The 18,217-nt window shown below is 58.0% G+C and carries 19 protein-coding genes; 9 read left to right on the forward strand and 10 right to left on the reverse strand.

What is annotated here, in order from left to right:
• The first annotated feature begins 12 nt into the window (after positions 1 to 12).
• A complete protein-coding gene (locus PVE98_RS11940; protein ID WP_033747824.1) occupies positions 13 to 300 on the forward strand; it encodes a hypothetical protein in 288 nt (95 codons plus the stop codon).
• A gap of 27 nt (positions 301 to 327) precedes the next feature.
• On the opposite strand, the gene PVE98_RS11945 is transcribed toward PVE98_RS11940, so the two are convergent.
• Positions 328 to 585 carry a hypothetical protein gene (locus PVE98_RS11945; RefSeq protein WP_033748045.1) on the reverse strand — a complete coding sequence of 86 codons (258 nt, stop codon included), beginning with the start codon at positions 583 to 585 and terminating at the stop codon, positions 328 to 330.
• Between the two features lie 97 nt (positions 586 to 682).
• Entirely contained in the window at positions 683 to 2,044 is a 1,362-nt protein-coding gene (locus PVE98_RS11950; RefSeq protein ID WP_407568597.1) for a sugar porter family MFS transporter, read from the reverse strand.
• A 460-nt stretch (positions 2,045 to 2,504) separates the two neighbouring features.
• Between PVE98_RS11950 and treZ the strand changes: the two genes are divergently transcribed.
• The 4 genes from treZ to PVE98_RS11970 all read left to right on the forward strand — a co-directional run bounded on the left by treZ (position 2,505) and on the right by PVE98_RS11970 (position 9,452).
• Positions 2,505 to 4,292 carry a malto-oligosyltrehalose trehalohydrolase gene (treZ, locus tag PVE98_RS11955; RefSeq protein ID WP_096072969.1) on the forward strand — a complete coding sequence of 596 codons (1,788 nt, stop codon included), beginning with the start codon at positions 2,505 to 2,507 and terminating at the stop codon, positions 4,290 to 4,292.
• The gene (gene treY / locus PVE98_RS11960; RefSeq protein ID WP_096072968.1) at positions 4,289 to 6,787 is read left to right on the forward strand and encodes a malto-oligosyltrehalose synthase; all 2,499 of its coding nucleotides are present in this window, start codon (positions 4,289 to 4,291) and stop codon (positions 6,785 to 6,787) included. Before treZ ends, treY begins: the two co-directional genes overlap by 4 nt.
• A gap of 69 nt (positions 6,788 to 6,856) precedes the next feature.
• Positions 6,857 to 8,932 (forward strand): glycogen debranching protein GlgX, encoded by a 2,076-nt coding sequence (glgX, locus tag PVE98_RS11965; protein ID WP_033747830.1) that lies wholly within the window; start codon positions 6,857 to 6,859, stop codon positions 8,930 to 8,932.
• Between the two features lie 334 nt (positions 8,933 to 9,266).
• Positions 9,267 to 9,452 (forward strand): general stress protein, encoded by a 186-nt coding sequence (locus PVE98_RS11970; RefSeq protein ID WP_033747833.1) that lies wholly within the window; start codon positions 9,267 to 9,269, stop codon positions 9,450 to 9,452.
• Between the two features lie 148 nt (positions 9,453 to 9,600).
• Here PVE98_RS11970 and PVE98_RS11975 read toward each other — a convergent pair whose 3' ends face one another.
• Entirely contained in the window at positions 9,601 to 10,896 is a 1,296-nt protein-coding gene (locus PVE98_RS11975) for a hypothetical protein (protein ID WP_127908376.1), read from the reverse strand.
• A 242-nt stretch (positions 10,897 to 11,138) separates the two neighbouring features.
• Positions 11,139 to 11,561 carry a hydroxyisourate hydrolase gene (gene uraH, locus PVE98_RS11980; protein WP_096072966.1) on the reverse strand — a complete coding sequence of 141 codons (423 nt, stop codon included), beginning with the start codon at positions 11,559 to 11,561 and terminating at the stop codon, positions 11,139 to 11,141.
• Positions 11,562 to 11,838: 277 nt separating this feature from the next.
• Here uraH and PVE98_RS11985 point away from each other — a divergent pair, with 277 nt between their 5' ends.
• From PVE98_RS11985 to PVE98_RS12000, 4 genes are all read left to right on the forward strand, one after another.
• Positions 11,839 to 12,456 carry a TetR/AcrR family transcriptional regulator gene (locus PVE98_RS11985; RefSeq protein WP_096072965.1) on the forward strand — a complete coding sequence of 206 codons (618 nt, stop codon included), beginning with the start codon at positions 11,839 to 11,841 and terminating at the stop codon, positions 12,454 to 12,456.
• A gap of 157 nt (positions 12,457 to 12,613) precedes the next feature.
• The gene (locus PVE98_RS11990; RefSeq protein WP_033747840.1) at positions 12,614 to 12,817 is read left to right on the forward strand and encodes a hypothetical protein; all 204 of its coding nucleotides are present in this window, start codon (positions 12,614 to 12,616) and stop codon (positions 12,815 to 12,817) included.
• A 193-nt stretch (positions 12,818 to 13,010) separates the two neighbouring features.
• Entirely contained in the window at positions 13,011 to 13,250 is a 240-nt protein-coding gene (gene ycgZ / locus PVE98_RS11995) for a regulatory protein YcgZ (protein WP_096072963.1), read from the forward strand.
• Positions 13,251 to 13,428: 178 nt separating this feature from the next.
• Positions 13,429 to 13,695, forward strand: coding sequence for a hypothetical protein (locus PVE98_RS12000; protein ID WP_033747847.1), 267 nt, complete (start codon positions 13,429 to 13,431; stop codon positions 13,693 to 13,695).
• Positions 13,696 to 13,711: 16 nt separating this feature from the next.
• Here the strand turns inward: PVE98_RS12000 and umuC are convergent, their stop codons facing one another.
• The 6 genes from umuC to PVE98_RS12030 all read right to left on the reverse strand — a co-directional run bounded on the left by umuC (position 13,712) and on the right by PVE98_RS12030 (position 18,029).
• Positions 13,712 to 14,974 carry a translesion error-prone DNA polymerase V subunit UmuC gene (gene umuC / locus PVE98_RS12005; protein ID WP_033747850.1) on the reverse strand — a complete coding sequence of 421 codons (1,263 nt, stop codon included), beginning with the start codon at positions 14,972 to 14,974 and terminating at the stop codon, positions 13,712 to 13,714.
• Position 14,975: 1 nt separating this feature from the next.
• Positions 14,976 to 15,395 carry a translesion error-prone DNA polymerase V autoproteolytic subunit gene (gene umuD / locus PVE98_RS12010; RefSeq protein WP_033747851.1) on the reverse strand — a complete coding sequence of 140 codons (420 nt, stop codon included), beginning with the start codon at positions 15,393 to 15,395 and terminating at the stop codon, positions 14,976 to 14,978.
• Between the two features lie 1,191 nt (positions 15,396 to 16,586).
• On the reverse strand, positions 16,587 to 16,739 hold the full coding sequence (locus tag PVE98_RS12015; protein ID WP_227741509.1) for a hypothetical protein: 153 nt from the start codon (positions 16,737 to 16,739) through the stop codon (positions 16,587 to 16,589).
• Between the two features lies 1 nt (position 16,740).
• Positions 16,741 to 16,953, reverse strand: a complete 213-nt coding sequence (locus PVE98_RS12020; protein WP_033747854.1) for a cold-shock protein — start codon at positions 16,951 to 16,953, stop codon at positions 16,741 to 16,743.
• Between the two features lie 349 nt (positions 16,954 to 17,302).
• On the reverse strand, positions 17,303 to 17,581 hold the full coding sequence (locus PVE98_RS12025; RefSeq protein WP_048782952.1) for a hypothetical protein: 279 nt from the start codon (positions 17,579 to 17,581) through the stop codon (positions 17,303 to 17,305).
• Between the two features lie 250 nt (positions 17,582 to 17,831).
• On the reverse strand, positions 17,832 to 18,029 hold the full coding sequence (locus PVE98_RS12030; RefSeq protein ID WP_127908375.1) for a hypothetical protein: 198 nt from the start codon (positions 18,027 to 18,029) through the stop codon (positions 17,832 to 17,834).
• Positions 18,030 to 18,217: the final 188 nt, after the last annotated feature.

An 18,217-nucleotide genomic window follows, 5' to 3' on the forward strand; every position in this document is an offset into this window, starting at 1 on the left:
TCAGGAGAGACTATGAACCAGGATTATCTGATTTTCGGCGCCGGCTATCACGGCGAAGTCAAAAGCTTTGCAGCGGGCCAGGTAGAAGTCGAGGTTGAGATCAAAGCGCCTGAAGAGACCGAAAGCAGCACTTCGCCGAACCGCGAGGAGCTGCAGCGCTATGTGCTGCCGGTCACGGTCATCGCGGTGGACGGCAAACGCTACAACGTGGCGACGGAAGAGAATCCCAGCGAAGATGAAGTCAAGCAGGCGGTCGAGCGCTGGCATGCGCAGCCGATTCAGGCCGACGAACTGCTGTAACCGCCCGAGGCGCGGCGTCACAATCGATCAGACGCCCGCCTCGGCCTTTTGCATCTCCACCAGTACCAGCGGACATTTCCTCACTTTGCAGGCGTGGCTATAGGCCAGCGCGCATACCGAACAGAGATCGCCCTCCGACTCATATTCATACTCCGTGAAATAACGAACGCCGGCGCGCTGTGACTGCGCGGCGCGGAATGACGCTTCAGCCAGAATCACATCCAGCTCCCGGAAGGTCAGCGCGGAGGGATTATGAAATCCCACTTTGATTCGATAAGTAGCCATGGTGAGATTATTCCCGGACGGGGCGTCGGCCGCCAGACGGTAATAGTATTCGGTGTGATAGCTGCGGATTATCAGCGGGATAATCCGCAGCCTGCGCTTATGCCGCGTCGCTGGCGGCGGCTTTATCCGTTTCGCCAAAACGCTCACGCATCAGGGTTTCGATCTGCTCCAGCGATTTACCGCGCGTCTCCGGCAGCATCAGAGCGACAAACGCCAGCGATGCTACGTTAATCGCCGCGAAAATAAAGAAGGTGCTGTTGCCCGCCAGCGCCAGCAGCGGCGGAAAGGCGAAAGCGACCGCCGCGTTGCAGATCCACTGGAAAGAGACGGCGGTGCCGGTGAGCACGCCGCGCACCTTCATCGGGAACAGCTCCGACATCAGCAGCCAGTAGACCGGCGAGATGCACATTTGCATAAAGAACAGGAACAGCATGATGCAGGCGAGCGCAAGCAGGCTCTGCGTCATGTTCTGCGGCATAAAGACCAGCACCGAGCCCAGCGCCAGCTGCGCCGCGATCACCACGCATAGTCCGGTCATCAGCATCGGACGGCGGCCGAAGCGCCCTACCGCGCGGATCCCGGCCATCACCGCCAGTACCGACACCACGCCGTTGCCGATGGTGGCGGCAATAGAGGCGCTGGTGCCCATGCCGGTGGTTTTCAGAATAATCGGCGTGTAGTACATAAAGGCGTTAACGCCGGTGAACTGAATGACGATGCCCATACCGGCGCCGAGCAGCAGCAGACGCACCACCCATTTCTCACGCAGCAGCTCGCCGGCCGACGGGCCGCGCTCCGCTGCGCGCGCCTGTTTGCGCATCTCCGCCATCTCTTTGCGCACCTCGCGCGGCGTTTCGCGCAGCTTCTTCATCACGCGCATCGCCTCTTTGATGCGCCCTTCCGCCACCAGCCAGTGCGGCGAGGCGGGAACGAAGAAGGTGCCGATAAAAAGCAGCGCGCCGGGGATCATCGCCAGCGCCAGCATATAGCGCCACATTTTCGGATCGTGCAGCAGGTAGCTCATCAGCGCGCTGACCACGTAGGCGAGCAGCTGGCCGGAAACGATCATCAGCTCGTTGCGGCTCACCAGCGGCGCGCGATGGCGCGGTCCGGCGATCTCGGCGATAAACACCGGTACGGTAGAGGAGCCGCCGCCGACCGCGATGCCGAGCAGCAGTCGCATCGCGACCATTACCTCGACGTTAGGCGCAACGGCGGTGCCGATAGCGCCGGCGACAAAGACCAGCGCCAGGCTGCGCAGAGTGATGCGGCGGCCGAAGCGATCCGAGACATAGCCGCTAAGGAAGGCGCCGACCGCGGCGCCGAAGATCAAGGACGAGGTCACCAGCCCTTCGGTGAACGGGGTGAGGTCGAGACCGCCCTGCGCGGGCGGCAGCGTCATATAGGGCAGCGCGCCGGAAATAATGCCGGTGTCGTAGCCAAAGGCGAGCGCGCCCATGGTCGCCACCAGCACCACGAAAAAGAGCCGCTGGCGAACGGTATCGGCCGACGGCGCGCTGCTGTCGTTTGATTCAGGTTTATTCTGCTCCACATTCACTCCATGAGTTTTAACATCCTGAATTTGCATATAATTTCACCAATCCAGGCAAGAGTACCAAGTATAGATGCACTTTTTAATTTGTGATGTGCATCACCTAATTTTCCCGCCGCGCGCTGCGATAGCCGCTTTCGCGCCGCGCCCTGCTCCGGCAACTCTTCCAGCGTGAACTATGATTGATTTTCGTATGGCGTCGTAGAGAGCCGGTTGCGCCACCCCTGCATCCTGCGGCGGCAGGCGCGTTCTCTCCGCCAGCGACGTGTCAGATACGTTTCCGTCTTACCTTTTGTTGCCTGCATCGCCGGACCTGGGCCGCGCGGTGTGGTTTATCGATCACATTTGATTCAGACGAGGTTATTGAATGGAGTCAGCATCATTTACTAAAAGCTGGGGCGCTGAATATGTCGCCAACGATGCGGTCCGCTTTCGTCTCTGGGCCCCGGGTCAACACAGCGTTAGCCTGCGTCTTGACGGCAAAGATACGCCAATGCATCCCGCCGAGGATGGCTGGTTCGAACTGCGCACGGACGGCGTCGCGCCTGGCAGCGAATATAATTTTGTGCTGGCCGACGGCACCGTCGTGCCCGATCCCGCCTCGCGCGCGCAAAAAGATGAGGTTAACGGCCCGTCGCTGGTAGTCGATCCCACGCGCTATGCCTGGCAGCATCAGGCATGGCAAGGCCGCCCCTGGGAAGAGAGCGTGGTCTATGAGCTGCATATCGGCACCTTTACCCCGGAAGGCACCTTCCAGGCGGCCATTGAAAAACTGCCCTGGCTGGCGGAGCTCGGTATCACCATGATTGAGGTGCTGCCGGTATCGCAGTTCGGCGGCAACCGCGGCTGGGGCTACGATGGCGTGCTGCTCTATGCGCCGCACGCCGCCTACGGCTCGCCTGACGACTTCAAAGCCTTTATCGACGCCGCGCACGGTCACGGCCTTTCGGTGGTGCTGGATATCGTGTTGAACCACTTTGGCCCGGAAGGCAACTACCTGCCGCTGCTGGCGCCGGACTTTTTCCACAAAGAGCGCGTGACGCCCTGGGGCGCGGGCATTGCCTACGACGTTGACGCGGCGCGCCGCTATATCGTCGAGGCGCCGCTCTACTGGCTGCAGGAGTACCGTCTCGACGGCCTGCGCTTCGACGCCATCGACCAGATCGAAGATACGTCGGAGAAGCATGCGCTGATCGAGATCGCCGAGCGCATCCGCGCGGAGATTTCCGACCGCCCGATCCATCTCACCACCGAAGACAGCCGCAACGTGGTGTTTCTGCATCCGCGCGATGAGCAAGGCAACGCGCCGCTGTTCAGCGGCGAATGGAACGACGACTTCCACAATGCCGTTCACGTCTTCGCCACCGGCGAAACTCACGCCTACTACCAGGATTTCACTCCGCATCCGGAAAAATATGTCGCCCGCGTGCTGGCGGAAGGTTTCGCCTATCAGGGCGAGGTCTCGCCCCACAGCGGCGAGGCGCGCGGCGTCGACAGCCGCGGCCAGCCGCCTGCGGCTTTCGTCGATTTTATCCAGAACCATGATCAGGTCGGCAACCGCGCGCTGGGAGAAAGGCTGATCAGCCTTATCGGCGCCGATCGCAATAAGGTGCTGCTCGCCACGCTGCTGCTCTCGCCGCATATTCCGCTGCTGTTTATGGGCGAAGAGTATGGCGAAACCAATCCCTTCCTCTTCTTTACCGATTTTCACGGCGATCTGGCCAAAGCGGTGCGCGAAGGCCGTGCGAAGGAGTTCGCCGGTCACGCCGGACATGAAGGCGAAAGCGTGCCGGATCCCAATGCCGAAGAGACCTTTACCCGCTCGAAGCTCGACTGGCGCAAGCCGCAGAGCGACGAAGGCAAGGCCTGGCTGGCGCTGTCGCGCCGCCTGCTGGCGCTGCGCCAGCAGCATATCGTGCCGCTGCTCGCCACCGCGGGCGGCCACGCCGGACGCGTGGAGCACAGCGAGGAAGGCTTTATTCAGGTGAGCTGGCGCTTCCCCGCCGGCACGCTGTCGCTGGCGCTGAATATCGGCGAGAAGACGCAGCCGCTACCTGAGCAACCCGGCGAAACGATTTTCGCCTGGCCGGATAACAGCCGCGATCTGCCGCAAAACGCGATCGTCGTGCGGCTGGCCAAAGGAGATGCCCAATGACTATTCCCGCTTCAACCTACCGTATTCAGTTTCGCAACGGCATGACCTTCGATCGTGCGGCGGCGCTGGTGCCCTATATTAAACGGCTCGGCATTACCCACCTCTACGCCTCGCCGATCTTTACCGCCACCCGCGGCTCGACCCACGGCTACGACGTGACCGACGCCAATGCCATCGATCCCGCTATCGGCGGCCGCGCCGGTTTCGACCGGCTGGTGGAGACGCTGAAGCAGGCGGGCCTCGAGCTGATTATTGATATCGTGCCGAACCATATGGCCGCCTCGCTGGAGAACGCCTGGTGGCGCGATGTGATTGAGCACGGCGAGCAGAGCCGCTATGCGCGCTACTTCGATATCGACTGGTCGCGCCGCCTGACGCTGCCCTTCTTAGGCGACAGCTTCGAAGCAGCGCTGGAAAACGGCGAAATCGCGATAAAAGCCGATCCTGACAGCGGCAAACCGGCGTTCGCCTATTACGAAAGCTTTTATCCGCTCTCGCCGGCGAGCTGGCAGGGACGCGAAGCCGATGTGCTGGCGCTCACCGATAAGGCGCAGATCGCGGCGCTGCACGATCGTCAGCCTTACCGGCTGATGTCGTGGCGCGACGCGCCGCGCGACCTCTCCTACCGCCGCTTTTTCGAAATCACCGGGCTGGCGGGCGTCCGGGTGGAAGATCCGCAGGTGTTCGACGACAGCCACCGGCTGATTCTGGAGCTGGTGCATTCGGGCGCGGTCAGCGGGCTGCGCGTCGATCACGTCGACGGGCTGGCCGATCCCAAAGGCTATCTGGAGCAGCTGCGCCAGCATGCGGGAGCGGATTGCTACATCACGGTAGAGAAAATCCTCGGCGAGGGCGAACAACTGCCGGCGGACTGGCCGGTTTCCGGCACCACCGGCTATGAATTTATCGCCTCGCTCTCCGACGCGCTGGTGGATGGCCGCCAGATCGCCGCGCTGCGTCAGGCCTACGATCAGACGGTGGGCGAGCCGGTGGATATGCGCGCCCAGCTGCGCGCCGCCAAGCTGCTGATGGCGGATAAAAACTTCGAAGGCGAATTCACCACCCTGCTGAAGCTGGCGGGCGCCATTGCCAGCGCCTCCGGCGTCACGCTGCCGGAGAGCGATCTGCGCGCCGCGCTGCGCGAGCTGCTGGTGGCGTTTCCGGTCTATCGCAGCTACGGCACGCCGGAAGGCATGCCGCCAGAAGGCGCGGCGCTGCTGCAGCGCGTAGCGGAAACGGTGCGCCGCGACGCGCCCCGCCTCTCGCCTACGGCGCTCGACTTTCTACTGCGCATTATGAACGGCGAACTCGACGCCGCTGTCGCGCAGGACGCCGCCACTTTCCGCACCCGCTTCCAGCAGCTGACCGGCCCGCTGATGGCGAAGTCGGTCGAGGATACGCTCTTTTTCCGCCAGCATATGGCGCTGGCGCTTAACGAAGTCGGCGCCGAGCCGCTGCCGCGTGCGTTCTCGCTGGCGCGCTTTCACGATGAGATGGTGATACGTCGCGAGCGTCAGCCGGACGGCCTGACCGGCACCTCGACGCACGACACCAAGCGCGGCGAAGACGCGCGCGCCCGCCTCTATACCCTGACGGAGTCGCCGCAGCGCTGGGCGCTGCATGTGGCGCGCTGGCGGCAGATGAACCGCGGCGCGGTGGTGGCGCTCGACGGCGGCCCGGCGCCGGAACCGGCGGTAGAGTGGATGCTTTATCAGGCGCTGGCGGGCGTCTGGCCCGCCTCCGGCGTGGCGGATGCCGCTCAGCTTGCGGCGCTCGAACCGCGCTTTACCGCCTTTGTCGAAAAAGCGCTGCGCGAAGCCAAGCTGCGCACCAACTGGGCGGACGGCGATGAGGCCTACGAAACGGCGGTGCTCGACTATGCGCGCCGCCTGATCTCGCCGGATAACGCCGAGTTCCTCGCCGACTTCAGCCAGGCGCTGCTGCCCTTTATCGCCGCTGGCCTGATCAACTCCCTCAGCCAGACGGTGATTAAGCTTACCGCGCCCGGCGTGCCCGATATCTATCAGGGCAGCGAAGCGCTCAACTTCAGCCTGGTCGATCCCGATAACCGCCTGGAGCCCGACTTCGACGCGCTGCAGCGCATGCTTGACGAACGCGGCGATTTCTCCGCGCCGGAGGGATGGCAAAGCGGCCAGCTTAAACAGCAGACCATCGCCACGCTGCTGCCGCTGCGTCAGCAGTATCACGCCCTGTTCCGCCACGGCGACTATTTGCCGCTGGTGGTCAACGGCACCGAAGCCTCGCATGCGGTCGCCTTCGCCCGCGCCGATGCGCAGCACGCGCTGATCGTCGTGGTGCCGCGTCTGGCTTTCGCCCGTCAGCGTTACAGCGACGCCACCTCGATTACCCTGAAAGAACCCCTGGCACAGCGCCGTTATCGCAACATGTTTACTGGAGAAGAGTGTGAGCTGACCGACCGGCTTAGCCTTGAAGCCCTTAACAGCGGCGCGCCGCTGGTGCTGATCGGCGTCTGACAAGATGAAAAAAACAGGTGATTCAACGCAGTTGTTGTGGATAGCATTTTACTGAATGGAGAGGGATAAATGTCTGAAGCTACAGAGTTTACTATTACGTCGGGATCGGGCCAGCAGCTAGGCGCCAACTATGACGGCGAAGGGGTGAATTTCGCCATTTTTTCCGCCCACGCCGAGCGTATCGAGCTCTGTCTGTTTGATGAGAGCGGCAAGAATGAGATCGCCCGCCTGGAGCTGCCGGAGTTCACCCACGAGGTGTGGCACGGCTATGTGCCGGGTCTGAAGCCCGGCGCGCTTTACGGCTATCGCGTTTACGGTCCTTACGACCCAGAGAACGGACATCGCTTTAACCCCAACAAGCTGCTGATCGACCCCTACGCGCGCGAACTGGCGGGCGATATCGAGTGGAACGAGGCGCACTTCGCCTACGAGCTGCTGCATGAAGATAAAGATCTGACGTTCGACACGCGCGACAGCGCCCCTTTTATGCCCAAGTGCCGGGTCATCGATCCCAACGAGTTCGACTGGCAGGACGATAACCGTCCGAGCATCGCCTGGCCGAATACGGTGATCTACGAGACGCACGTGAAGGGGTTCACCCAGCTGAATTCGGCGCTGCCGGAGGTGCTGCGCGGCACCTATGAGGGCATGGGACATCAGGCCACGGTCGACTATATCAAAAGCCTGGGCATCACTTCGGTTGAGCTGCTGCCGGTGCACTGGTTCCCGGACGATCAGCATCTGCTGGACCGCGGGCTGAAAAACTTCTGGGGCTACAACTCCATCGGCTTTTTCGCCCCTGCGCCGCGCTACTACGGCCCGCGCGGCATTCAAGGCTTCCGCGACATGGTGCGCGCCTTCCACGACGCCGGCGTCGAGGTGATCCTCGACGTGGTCTACAACCACACGGCGGAAGGCAACGAGCTGGGGCCGACGCTCTCCTTTAAGGGCATCGACAACTTCTCCTACTACCGCACCCTGCCTGACCAGCACCGCTACTACATCAACGATACCGGCACCGGCAACACGGTGAATACCTCGCATCCGCGCGTGCTGCAGATGGTCATGGATTCGCTGCGCTACTGGGCGGAGTCGATGCATATCGACGGTTTTCGTTTCGACCTCGGCACCATTCTCGGACGCGAGCCGGAAGGCTTCGACCAGCGCGGCGGCTTCTTCGACGCCATTATGCAGGATCCGGTGCTGTCGAAGCTGAAACTGATCGGCGAACCCTGGGATATCGGCCCCGGCGGCTATCAGGTTGGCGGCTTCCCGCCCGGCTGGGCGGAGTGGAACGATAAATACCGCGATACGGTGCGCGAATACTGGAAAGGCGATAACGTCTCGACCGACTTCGCCGCCCGCCTGCTTGGCTCCGGCGATCTCTACGATCAGCGCGGCCGCCGTCCCTGGGCGAGCGTCAACTTTATCACCGCCCACGACGGCTTCACGCTGAACGACCTGGTCTCCTACAACGAGAAGCACAACGACGAGAACGGCGAGGATAACAACGACGGCCACAACGACAACCGCTCCTACAACTACGGCGCGGAAGGCGCGACCGAAGATGAAGGCATTAACGCGGTGCGCGAGCGCCAGAAGCGTAACTTTCTTGCTACGCTCTTCTTCTCCCATGGCACGCCGATGCTGCTGGCAGGCGACGAGTTCGGCCGCAGCCAGCTGGGCAACAACAACGGCTACTGCCAGGACAGCGAGATCTCCTGGGTGCACTGGGACAACCTCCCCGCCAGCGCGGAGGCGCTGCGCGAGTTTACGCGCCACGTTATCCGCCTGCGCGCCGAGCAGCCGCTGCTGCGCCGCGAGAACTGGCGCGACGGCATGGAGATTAAGTGGTTCAACGCCGGCGGCGGCTTCCAGCAGGAAGAGCAGTGGGAGGAAGGCTCGACGCTGGGCGTCTATATCGGCCGTCCTGACCTGCAAACCGAAGAGGGCATCTGGCACGACGTGCTGATGCTGATCAACCCGTTTGAGGGCACGGTGCCGTTCCGCATCCCGCAGTTTGGCGAAGGCGGCTGGGTGCTGGAGCTGACCACCTCTGACAACGATAATCGCGGACTGGTGATTACTAAAGAGAAGGATTTCGAGCTGGAAGGTCGCAGCCTGGCGCTGTTCCGCCGGCCCTGAACCGCGACGATAAATGCACGCAGCGTCCCGCCCGTCGGGCCGCTGCGCTTTACCCCGTTTCGCACGCAAATCCGCAAATTAAATGTGATCAACATCACAAATTAGCACTAACGGCTAAATTGTACAGCTATATTGATAGTTGTACAAATTTAGCTTTTTTTTCTTTAGCTGATATGTAATTAGGCTTCGCTTTTTTCTGCTCTCTTATTACCGGCAGAGAAAAAAGTAAATATTCATCTCAGATGTCACATTGCTAAATCGCCATTCTGCTTACATAGTTAAAGCGCATTGAAACTCTTTTAATTATTATTATTTTATACAGAGAGGAATTGATATGACTCAGCGACGTGGTGGAGCAGGTAATTTTGCTGAAAATCCCGACAGAGCGCGTGAAGCGGGTAAAAAAGGCGGGCAGATGAGCAGCGGTAATTTTAAATATAACCGCGAGCGCGCGGTCGAGGCAGGACGCGTCGGCGGCAAACTCAGCCGCCGCTCTGCCGCGGATAAAAGCGCCAGTTAAAAATAAAGTTGCGCCGGGAAATTACCTCCCGGCATTTATTTAATTTACTCTTGCAACAGCACGCTTTATTCTGCGCAACCCCTTCCCTCTTAAATAACACCGACCTCACACGAAAGATAATTAACCGCGTTCTGTGCGACAGCCGTTGTTATTTTCCTGCGCGCTCCGGAAATAAATATTTGCTGCCGTAGCCGTTCGGCTGAGACGCCAGCACCCGGCGCAGCACCTGCACGTAATCCATTACCAGACCCGGCGTCCAGGTCATACCCTCCGCCCGGCTGCGGATCAGGCTCAGCAGCCAGAAATCGGGCTCGAGCAGCGCCGCGTAGCCGCGCATACCGCGCAGTCCCAGCAGCCCCTCGGTGGCGACGTCCAGCGCCTGCATCACGCTGGTGGAGCAGTTGCGCGACGTCAGGTTATAACGGCAATCCTGACCATGGCGCGCCCAGTAGTTGATCAGCGCCTGCTGGTTGTAATGCGGCAGCGAGAGGCGCTTGTCGGGCAGGCACCACTCTTTGATCTCCCGCTCGAGGGAGCGCTGGTGAAAGCCGGCGACGTCATTCTCTTCGCGCGCGTGCAGCATTTGCAGCACGCCGCTCAGGGAGCCGGTCATATCCTCGACAGGATAGAGGCTGACGTAGAGCGCGTCGCCCATCGCCAGCGAGGTGTGGCCGGTGGAAACCTGACCGCGATGATCGATAGCGGCAACCCAGCGGTCAAACCAGGGACGCCGTCCGGCGACGCTGCCCGACCCCAGCGGCGTCCAGATATAGATGGTAAGCGGCTCGCTTGCAGGCGCGGCGTCGCAGGGAACGTGGCGATAATCGAGCCCGTGTGGTTTACGCACCCCTTTGCGGGTAAAGAGCGGCAGCGCCGCTACGCTGGTCTCCGGCGGCAGCGCGCGGATTTGCCAGACCATCTGCAACAGCGAGAAGGCCCAGCCCAGCAGCACCAGGGCGAATCCCATCGGGATCAGCACGCGATGGGGCAGCGGCCAGTCGGTGACGATCATCAGGCTGAGCAGCCACTCGCCGCCGCCGATCGCCAGCTTGCTGTGCCAGCGGCGACAGCGCATCAGCGCGCAGGCGATGATGCGAAAGCCGCCGTCCAGCAAAAAGGCGAGCGCGAATAGCCAGGCGACGCAGCTGCCCTTCTCGTGCGGCGCGGCCAGCAAAGCGGTGCCGAGCAGCAGCAGCGTCAGCGCTTTGCTCTGCGCCGCCCAGCCGCTGTCGAACCCGGTTCGCGCGCGCCAGGCCTGTATGACGCCTTCGGAGAGCAGGAAAACGCTCAGCAAACAGAGCGGAACGGAGAGCGTGCCGTGGTAAAGGCTTTCCAGCACGATGCCCGCGCTGGCGGCGAGGCAGAGCGTGCCGGCCGCCAGCAGACCTGGCCAGCTGGCGCGCAGCATCGGCCCGCCCATTAATAAAAAAAGCAATCGCAGCAAAGAGGGTGGCTCCCGTCAAAACAATCAACGTCTGGTTTGCCGGACAACATGCGCGACGGCACCGGGCGTTCCTTCTCCCCTGGGCAGGATCCTGACCTGGCGTTAGCAGTGGGTGCAGCCTACGGAATAAAGATTAGTTTTCGCTTAATTTCGCCGCGCCGTTTCGCGACTCGCCTTTGCGCGAAACAAAAAAGGCCTGAGGCGGCATTGCGCGTCAGGCCTGGGTATTTACGTTTTGCCGCTTAGTTGCCGCGATAGGTCGAGTAGCCGTAAGGGCTCAGCAGCAGGGGGATGTGGTAGTGCTGGCTGGTGTTCTCGATCGTGAAGATCACCGGAATCTCCGGGAAGAAGGTCTTTTGCTTCACGCCGGCATAGTAGTCACCGGTTTTGAACACCACTTTATAGGTGCCCTGTTCCGCCTGTTTGCCCGCCGGATAGAGCGCGCTAATGCGGCCGTTGGCGTCGGTGACGCCGGTAGCGAGCTTGACCCAGTCGCCGTTGCGGTTTTGATCCAGCTCTACCGTTACGCCAGCGGTAGGAATGCCGGTTTGTAAATTCAGCACGTGAACGCTGATCGGGTTTTTCATCGCGGCAGGTTCCGCCGCCGTGGCGGAGAAAGCGAAAGCCGCCAGCGCGACGGCACCAAACATTGAGAGAGATTTCATAAGTCGTCCTTTTTTATGTTGAGGACCACAGGTTAAGCCAGCATGCGGCGCAACGTACCCATTTTCGTTGCATATCTGAAATTTCCGAGAAGCGCAGCGCGGTATATTCTCCTGCTGCTGTGGTTAATAAAAATTATTATTTAGCCTGCTTATTTCCCTGGCCCGCGCTTTTCTGGCCTGTTTGTTTTCGCACGCCTGCTGCGGCGCGACGTTTTTATTTTTTCCTGCCGCGTGCGGTTATGGTAATTTGGTAGCAAATATTCCCTTAAGTTGAGCGATGACCACATCCCATATCCCCGCCGCGCCCGCCAGGGAGCGTGGCAGACCAAGAACTTTCGATACCGATACCGCCCTGGATAACGCCATGATCGTCTTCCGGCAGAAAGGCTTCCACGCCTCGTCGGTAGCCGATCTCAGCGAAGCCATGAATCTGACGGCGGGCAGTATCTACAAGGCTTTTAAAGATAAGCGCACCCTGTTCCTGCGCGTGTTCGAACGCTATATCAGCGTGCGCGGCGCCGACCTGCGCGCGCGCCTGCAGCACTACCCTACCGGCAGGGCGCGCATCGGCGAACTGCTGCAGTTTTATCTCGACTCCGCCCGTGAAATCGAGGGGCGGCGCGGCTGCCTGGTGGTCGGCAGCACCGTCGAACTGCAGAGTCTGGACGAGGAGCTTTCCGAGCTGGTGCGCCAGGCGGTGCTGCGCAACCGTAATTTTTTGATCGCACTGATTCGCGAAGGCCAGCAGGACGGGTCGGTCTCTGCCTCGCTGGATGCGGAGACGGCGGCGGGCCTGCTGCTATGCGTAGCGTTCGGCATGCGCGTGGTGGGTAAAGTTCAGGATGTGACTAATGGCGCAGAAACGATTAATATGCTGCTTGGTATTCTGGATTAATTGATTCGCCCTATTAGGAAATAAGTATTTCCTAAATATATTACGCACAGCGCGCTTTTTCTCAGGCGACCGTTATTGCTGTGCTTTTCCCGATTAAACAGTAAAAGAGATAATGCCTTCAAAATTACCCGGTCGTCATCGCCCTTCAGGAGACAGAGTGAACCACAATGAAACTGCTGATAATCAGGAAGTTTACGCTCTGCTAGGCCGTGTTGTGGCGCAGCTCCTGCAGCCTGGCGAAGCCCTTCCCTTACAGGAAATCATTGGCGCGCTCTATCGCGCTGGCGCGCGCGCGGAAGATCCGGAAATCGAGGCCGCCTGCGAGCGCGCCATTCGGCTGCTGGCCAGTAAATTAAACTGACGCAAGGCTGTTATCCACTTATCTGCCTGTCCGAGATTTTGGGTAACCCGTTGTTAATAATGACAACATAGCAAAGTTCAAAAAATAAACGTCGGCCTGCACAGGTAATCCTGTACAACCTCTTGGAAATTGTATAACTTTAGGCCTGACTTAACTGATTATCTTTTAATCACACGGACTTTAAGGGTTGTTTATGCTTCAGACTGGAGACAGACCAACCACAGGCAGCGATATCGCCCACTATTTCAAGAAGGCGACGCTGCCGTGCGAGCAGGAAACCTTAGGCCAGATCGTGGTCGAGATCCTGCGCGCGGGTAAACAGCTCAACAGGAAAACGCTTTGTACCAAACTGCTTGCCCGCCTTGAGCTGGCAACCAGCCCGGAAGAAGAGCAGCATTATCAAAAGCTTATAGGTTTTTTGTTTAAGCGTTAATTATAATTTGCAGGCTGACCATTGCGTTCACCCCCTGCCCGCAGCATGATTCACAGTGGAACGTGTCAGGGAGAGCATTTTGACGGACATACGCCGCAGGCGAGATCTCGCACAGCCGGTTTTGCGTCTGGTCACTCTCCCCCGTCAACGGGCAAACACTGTAATAAGAGATGCGGGTATGCACAGAAGTAAGATTGAAAAACTCACCGATTATCTGATTGGCGAAGCCGTCGCCGCGCTGCTTGAGCAAAATGCCTCGATTTCGGGCGCCTCGCTGGCGAATCGCCTGAAAGCCATGGCGATGACGGAGCGCGACAGCGAAAGAAAACAGGCGCTGGCGCTGGCGCTGGCAGAGATACGCCAGGAATTTCCCTCGGCGCGCGCCGTCAGCGAACCGCCGCGCGGCTATAACGAACCGCTTTCGTCCAGCGCAAAGAAACACTGAGGCCTCAGGCCGTCGCTTATCTGACGATCGGCAAATCTGAAAAGCGGGTGGTATAAGCTGGCGACAGCATGTCGCGCTTCATCGCCCAGCTCTTTTCAATGCCCTGCCCGGCGAACCAGAGCGTTCCCCTGCCCGCCTGATTAATCTTATCTACCACCTGCATTAGCGCCTCACTGTTGGCTCTCGGCCCACAGGCGTCAAACAGATGCAGCTGCGCCACGCCCTGGCTGAAAAAATCCCCCAGCATGACGCCCGCCTTCATATAGCGGTAGCCGTCCAGCCAGATGCGATCCAGCGCCTCTGTGGCGATGCGGACAATATCGCGCGTGTCGTTTGAAGGGGTCAGCAGCTGCCCCATTGCCTGGTTGCCGTAATAGGGCTCGTTTTCCGCGTGCGGGCTGGTTTTCAGAAACACCGCGATTTGCCGACAATACTGATTCTCCTGCCGCAGCTTTTCCGCCGCCCGCTCGGCATACTGACAAACCGCCTGCCGCACCGCGTCGTAATCGGTGAGCCGCGTGCCAAACGAGCGCGAGCAGACGATTTGCTGCTTCGTCGGCACCACCTCTTCCAGGTCCAGGCAGGCTTCGCCGCGCAGTTCGCGCACCGTGCGCTCAAGCACTACGTTAAAGTGCTTGCGGATGACCCAGGTAGAGCTGTCTGCCAGCTGCAGCGCGCTCTCAATGCCCATCTGATGCAGCTTTTTAGCGATGCGCGCGCCGACGCCCCACACCTCTTCTACCGGCACCAGCGCCATCAGCTTACGCTGCCGCTCGGCGTGCGACAGGTCGACCACCCCTTTTGTGCCGCGATACTTTTTCGCGGCAAAGTTGGCCAGCTTCGCCAGCGTTTTGGTGGGCGCAATCCCGACCCCCACCTGCAGATGCAGCTCCTGCTTCACGCGCGCCTGAACCGCGCGGCCAAACGCCTCAAGCGGCTGGCAGAAGCTGACGCCGCTCAGGTTGAGAAAGGCCTCATCGATGCTGTAGATCTCAACCGACGGTGCCATCTCCTCCAGCGTAGTCATCACGCGCAGGCTCATATCGGCATAGAGCGCATAGTTGGAGCTGAAAACCTGCACCCGGTGCTGGCGCAGCGTCTCTTTCAGCTTAAAAAAAGGCGCACCCATCTTAATGCCAAGCGCTTTGGCCTCTGCGCTGCGGGCGATAACGCAGCCGTCGTTGTTGGAGAGCACCACGACGGGCACCCCGCGTAAGTCGGGGCGAAAGACGATTTCACAGCTGGCGTAGAAGCTGTTTACGTCGACCAGCGCGTACATATTAGTGCGTCGATTTAATAACGTAGGTCACGACGCCGAAGACCTGGAGTCCTTCGGGGGTATTGATAGGGATTGGGCTGTGTTTGCTGTTGGCCGGCATCAGTAGCACTGAGGGATGGATGCGCAGCTGCTTAATAGTAAATTCGCCATCAATAGCGGCGACGATAATATCGCCGTGCTTCGCCGTAAGAGAGGAGTCGACGACAATCATATCCCCTTCGCAGATGCCCGCCTCGATCATAGAATCGCCGCTGACGCGGAGAAAGTAGGTTGCGCTAGGGTGCTGCACCATCAGGTCATTCAGGTCGATGCGTTTTTCGATGTAATCCTGCGCCGGCGACGGAAAACCGCAGGGCACGCGCTCAATGTAAAGCGGCAAAGGCAGCAGCTCGCGGACTTCCGCGGGGCGATATAACTTCATGAGAAAGACTCCTTCTTCTGGATACTGTATATAAATACAGTAATATCAAACTCATGATTTAATCAAGGCGCAGCGGTGGTAAAAATGGTAAACCCACTGACGCTGAAGGGATTATTTTTTGTAAGGCTGAGAGGTTAACCTGTCTCATGAGCAAAATATCGACTTAATTCAAACTGATATGGCGATAATATGAGCGTTAAAACGCGGATGAAACAGGCTCTCGCCCGGTTTGTGTTTTTCACCGTCTCCACTACTTTTCACACTGTCATCTGCTTTACCTGGCGGTGACGCCGCAAGACGCCTTTTCTCTCATTTGCCGCATCGCTTTCGATCCCTGAATGTTAAATGTTTAATCGCCCGGTCAAAACTCATGTGGGCTTTTCTTTATCCTGAAGAGGCGTAGTCACTCCCTTTGAGAATATCAATCAGCACATTTCTCTTTTGTAAAAAAGAAGGATTAAAAACGCGATATGAATAGCGGTCAAATAACAGAGAATGCGTGAAAGGTAGAGTTCTAACCGTTAGAGATTAAGGTAATTATTTATTTTTAAATCAGTGGCGGCGCTTATTAACTATGTTATGCTTAAAATGAATTCTGAGCCCAAGCCTCCACCAGAGATATTGCTCTACGAGTCCGTTTTATATCCAATATGACTCTCCCCTGCATTGCGGGGGCATTTTTTATTTCGCTTTGCTAAATATCAATATCACTTTCTCCTGCCACTTTCCCCCGGCCACGTGCGGCGTGTCCGCTGCGGGCGCTGCTCAACAGGAAATAATGGCCCATCCAGAACAGCTTAGCTATCGCGCCTGTCAGATATGAGTTGCAGACCATTCTTAGTAATCGTTTTCAGAAATAAAAAACCGCTATAATTCAATCGTTCCGCTTCCTCAGGGATCTAATAATTAGAACTCTAAATTTATAATATTACCCTTCAGACAGGCAATAATCGCTGGCGTTAGCTATATTTAAGCGGCTCGGTAATGAAATCCACAATGCTTACTGAGCGGCTGTTACTCCAACCCCTTGCCCCCTTTTGGGGGCTTTTTTTCGTCGAAGCCAGGCCATGATGCGATCGGGCATGCCGCTGCTGTTCCGGCAATAAAAAAGGCATCCCGAAGGATGCCTTAATAAGCTGATGCACGGCTTGTCACCCTGCCTGCAGGAGCTGCACGACAGCGGCGAAACGGTTAACGATCGAACACGCCTGCAAGGATCATCGCGCTTTTGCAAAAAATGCATTTTGCGCCATGGGGATTGCTTTTACTCTGATCGAACGCAGAGACACGATACTGTGAACTCTGGCAGCACGGGCATCGGAAGCGTCTGGCTGAAAGGCTAATATTAAAGCCCTACAACGTTTACTGCTGACGGGCCTTTCGGACCCTGCTCAACAGAAAACTCAACGCGCTGACCTTCGTCAAGCGAGCGGTAATCAGTGCCCTGGATAGCAGAGAAGTGGACGAAAACGTCCTTGCTGCCATTCTCCGGAGAGATAAAACCAAAACCTTTTTCTGAGTTAAACCACTTCACGGTTCCAAGAATTTTATTCGACATAATATATGACCTTTTTAGTTCGCCTTTCGGCATAAGAGGCTGAATTGCAGAAATAAATCAGAACCTGAGGTAGACTCAAAAAGAAAGGCTTGAAGCGGCACTAACTGAGATGAGAAATACAATATGAACTAACTCTGAAACTGTCTGCTAATCAGACCGACGAGCTATTAACGCATGTCCGCCATACTTAAGCAAGTTAAAAGTAAATGAGTCTGGCAAGAACGTTTTGGCGTGCTGGCTGCTGCGCCGGCATGTGGCCGAGGGGCGCAGCCAGCTGGCAGCTGGCTGCGCGGAGAGACGGCATCGGCGCCTGGTTAACGCGCCTCCAGGCCTGGCGACGCAGGCGCCGCTACTCCTGCTGCAGTAACGCTCCCCTCATCGCCTGTTCGTTGCTGAGACGTTTGCGTGCAAGGCTGTTGAACTTCGCCAGCCATACGGAATACTGGTCAACCTTTTTTTGCGCGTCCGCTTCATTTTCGGCATAGCAGAGAAAAATGCGGCTTTTAGTATTGCTGTGTTCATCAATGGCATACACTTCAAAATCCACGCCATATTTGCTGTATATAATGGCGGTAAAAGAGATTTTCTCCCAAGACTCAAGTTTGTTTTCAAACTGCTTATAATTCACTTTATTCACCTGATAATAATTTAATGCGCACACCCGGCTATTAGTCGGGCCTGATCATTATAATGCCAGTAGACAAATTATGAGTGTTAAAAAAAGTCATTCCGCATTTAACCTTTCATCCGGCATACGTAACTTTGCTTTAAATCAAATAAAGCCGCCTTATTAAAAACAGTTACATTTTCACTGCGGCGACGCGACAGACGCAGCGGCCTGCTTGCCGCTTCGTTTATTACCGTTTCGCTTTAGAAGATTACGACATATTATTTGTCATATCAGGAGAGGATGGCGGCAATAAGCGGTTGCCGATTATTTCAAAGTCCATCTGGCGAAAATACGCCGCCGTTATCGGGATGGCGCTTTGCGGTCGGTACCAGCCGAACTGAGGTAAGTAGTACCAGACCTGCAGCGGCTCGTTACCCGGTCTAACCCAGTAGAAACCTTCTTTCATCAGTGGCTCGATCAGCTAATGCTGCTTTAAAGACACTCATGCATGTCTAATCGTGAGCGGCGCCTGCATATAGCGTCGCAGCGGGTTTTCCTGCGTTCATGACAACGTACCCAGAAAATAAAGAGTAGCAGTCTTTATGCTGACTCACCGATAAACAAGGCGAAAATACTATTTGCGCCGCGTGCCTG

It is taken from the genome of Pantoea sp. GABEPS69 (assembly GCF_045780835.1).
GTDB lineage: Bacteria > Pseudomonadota > Gammaproteobacteria > Enterobacterales > Enterobacteriaceae > Pantoea > Pantoea septica.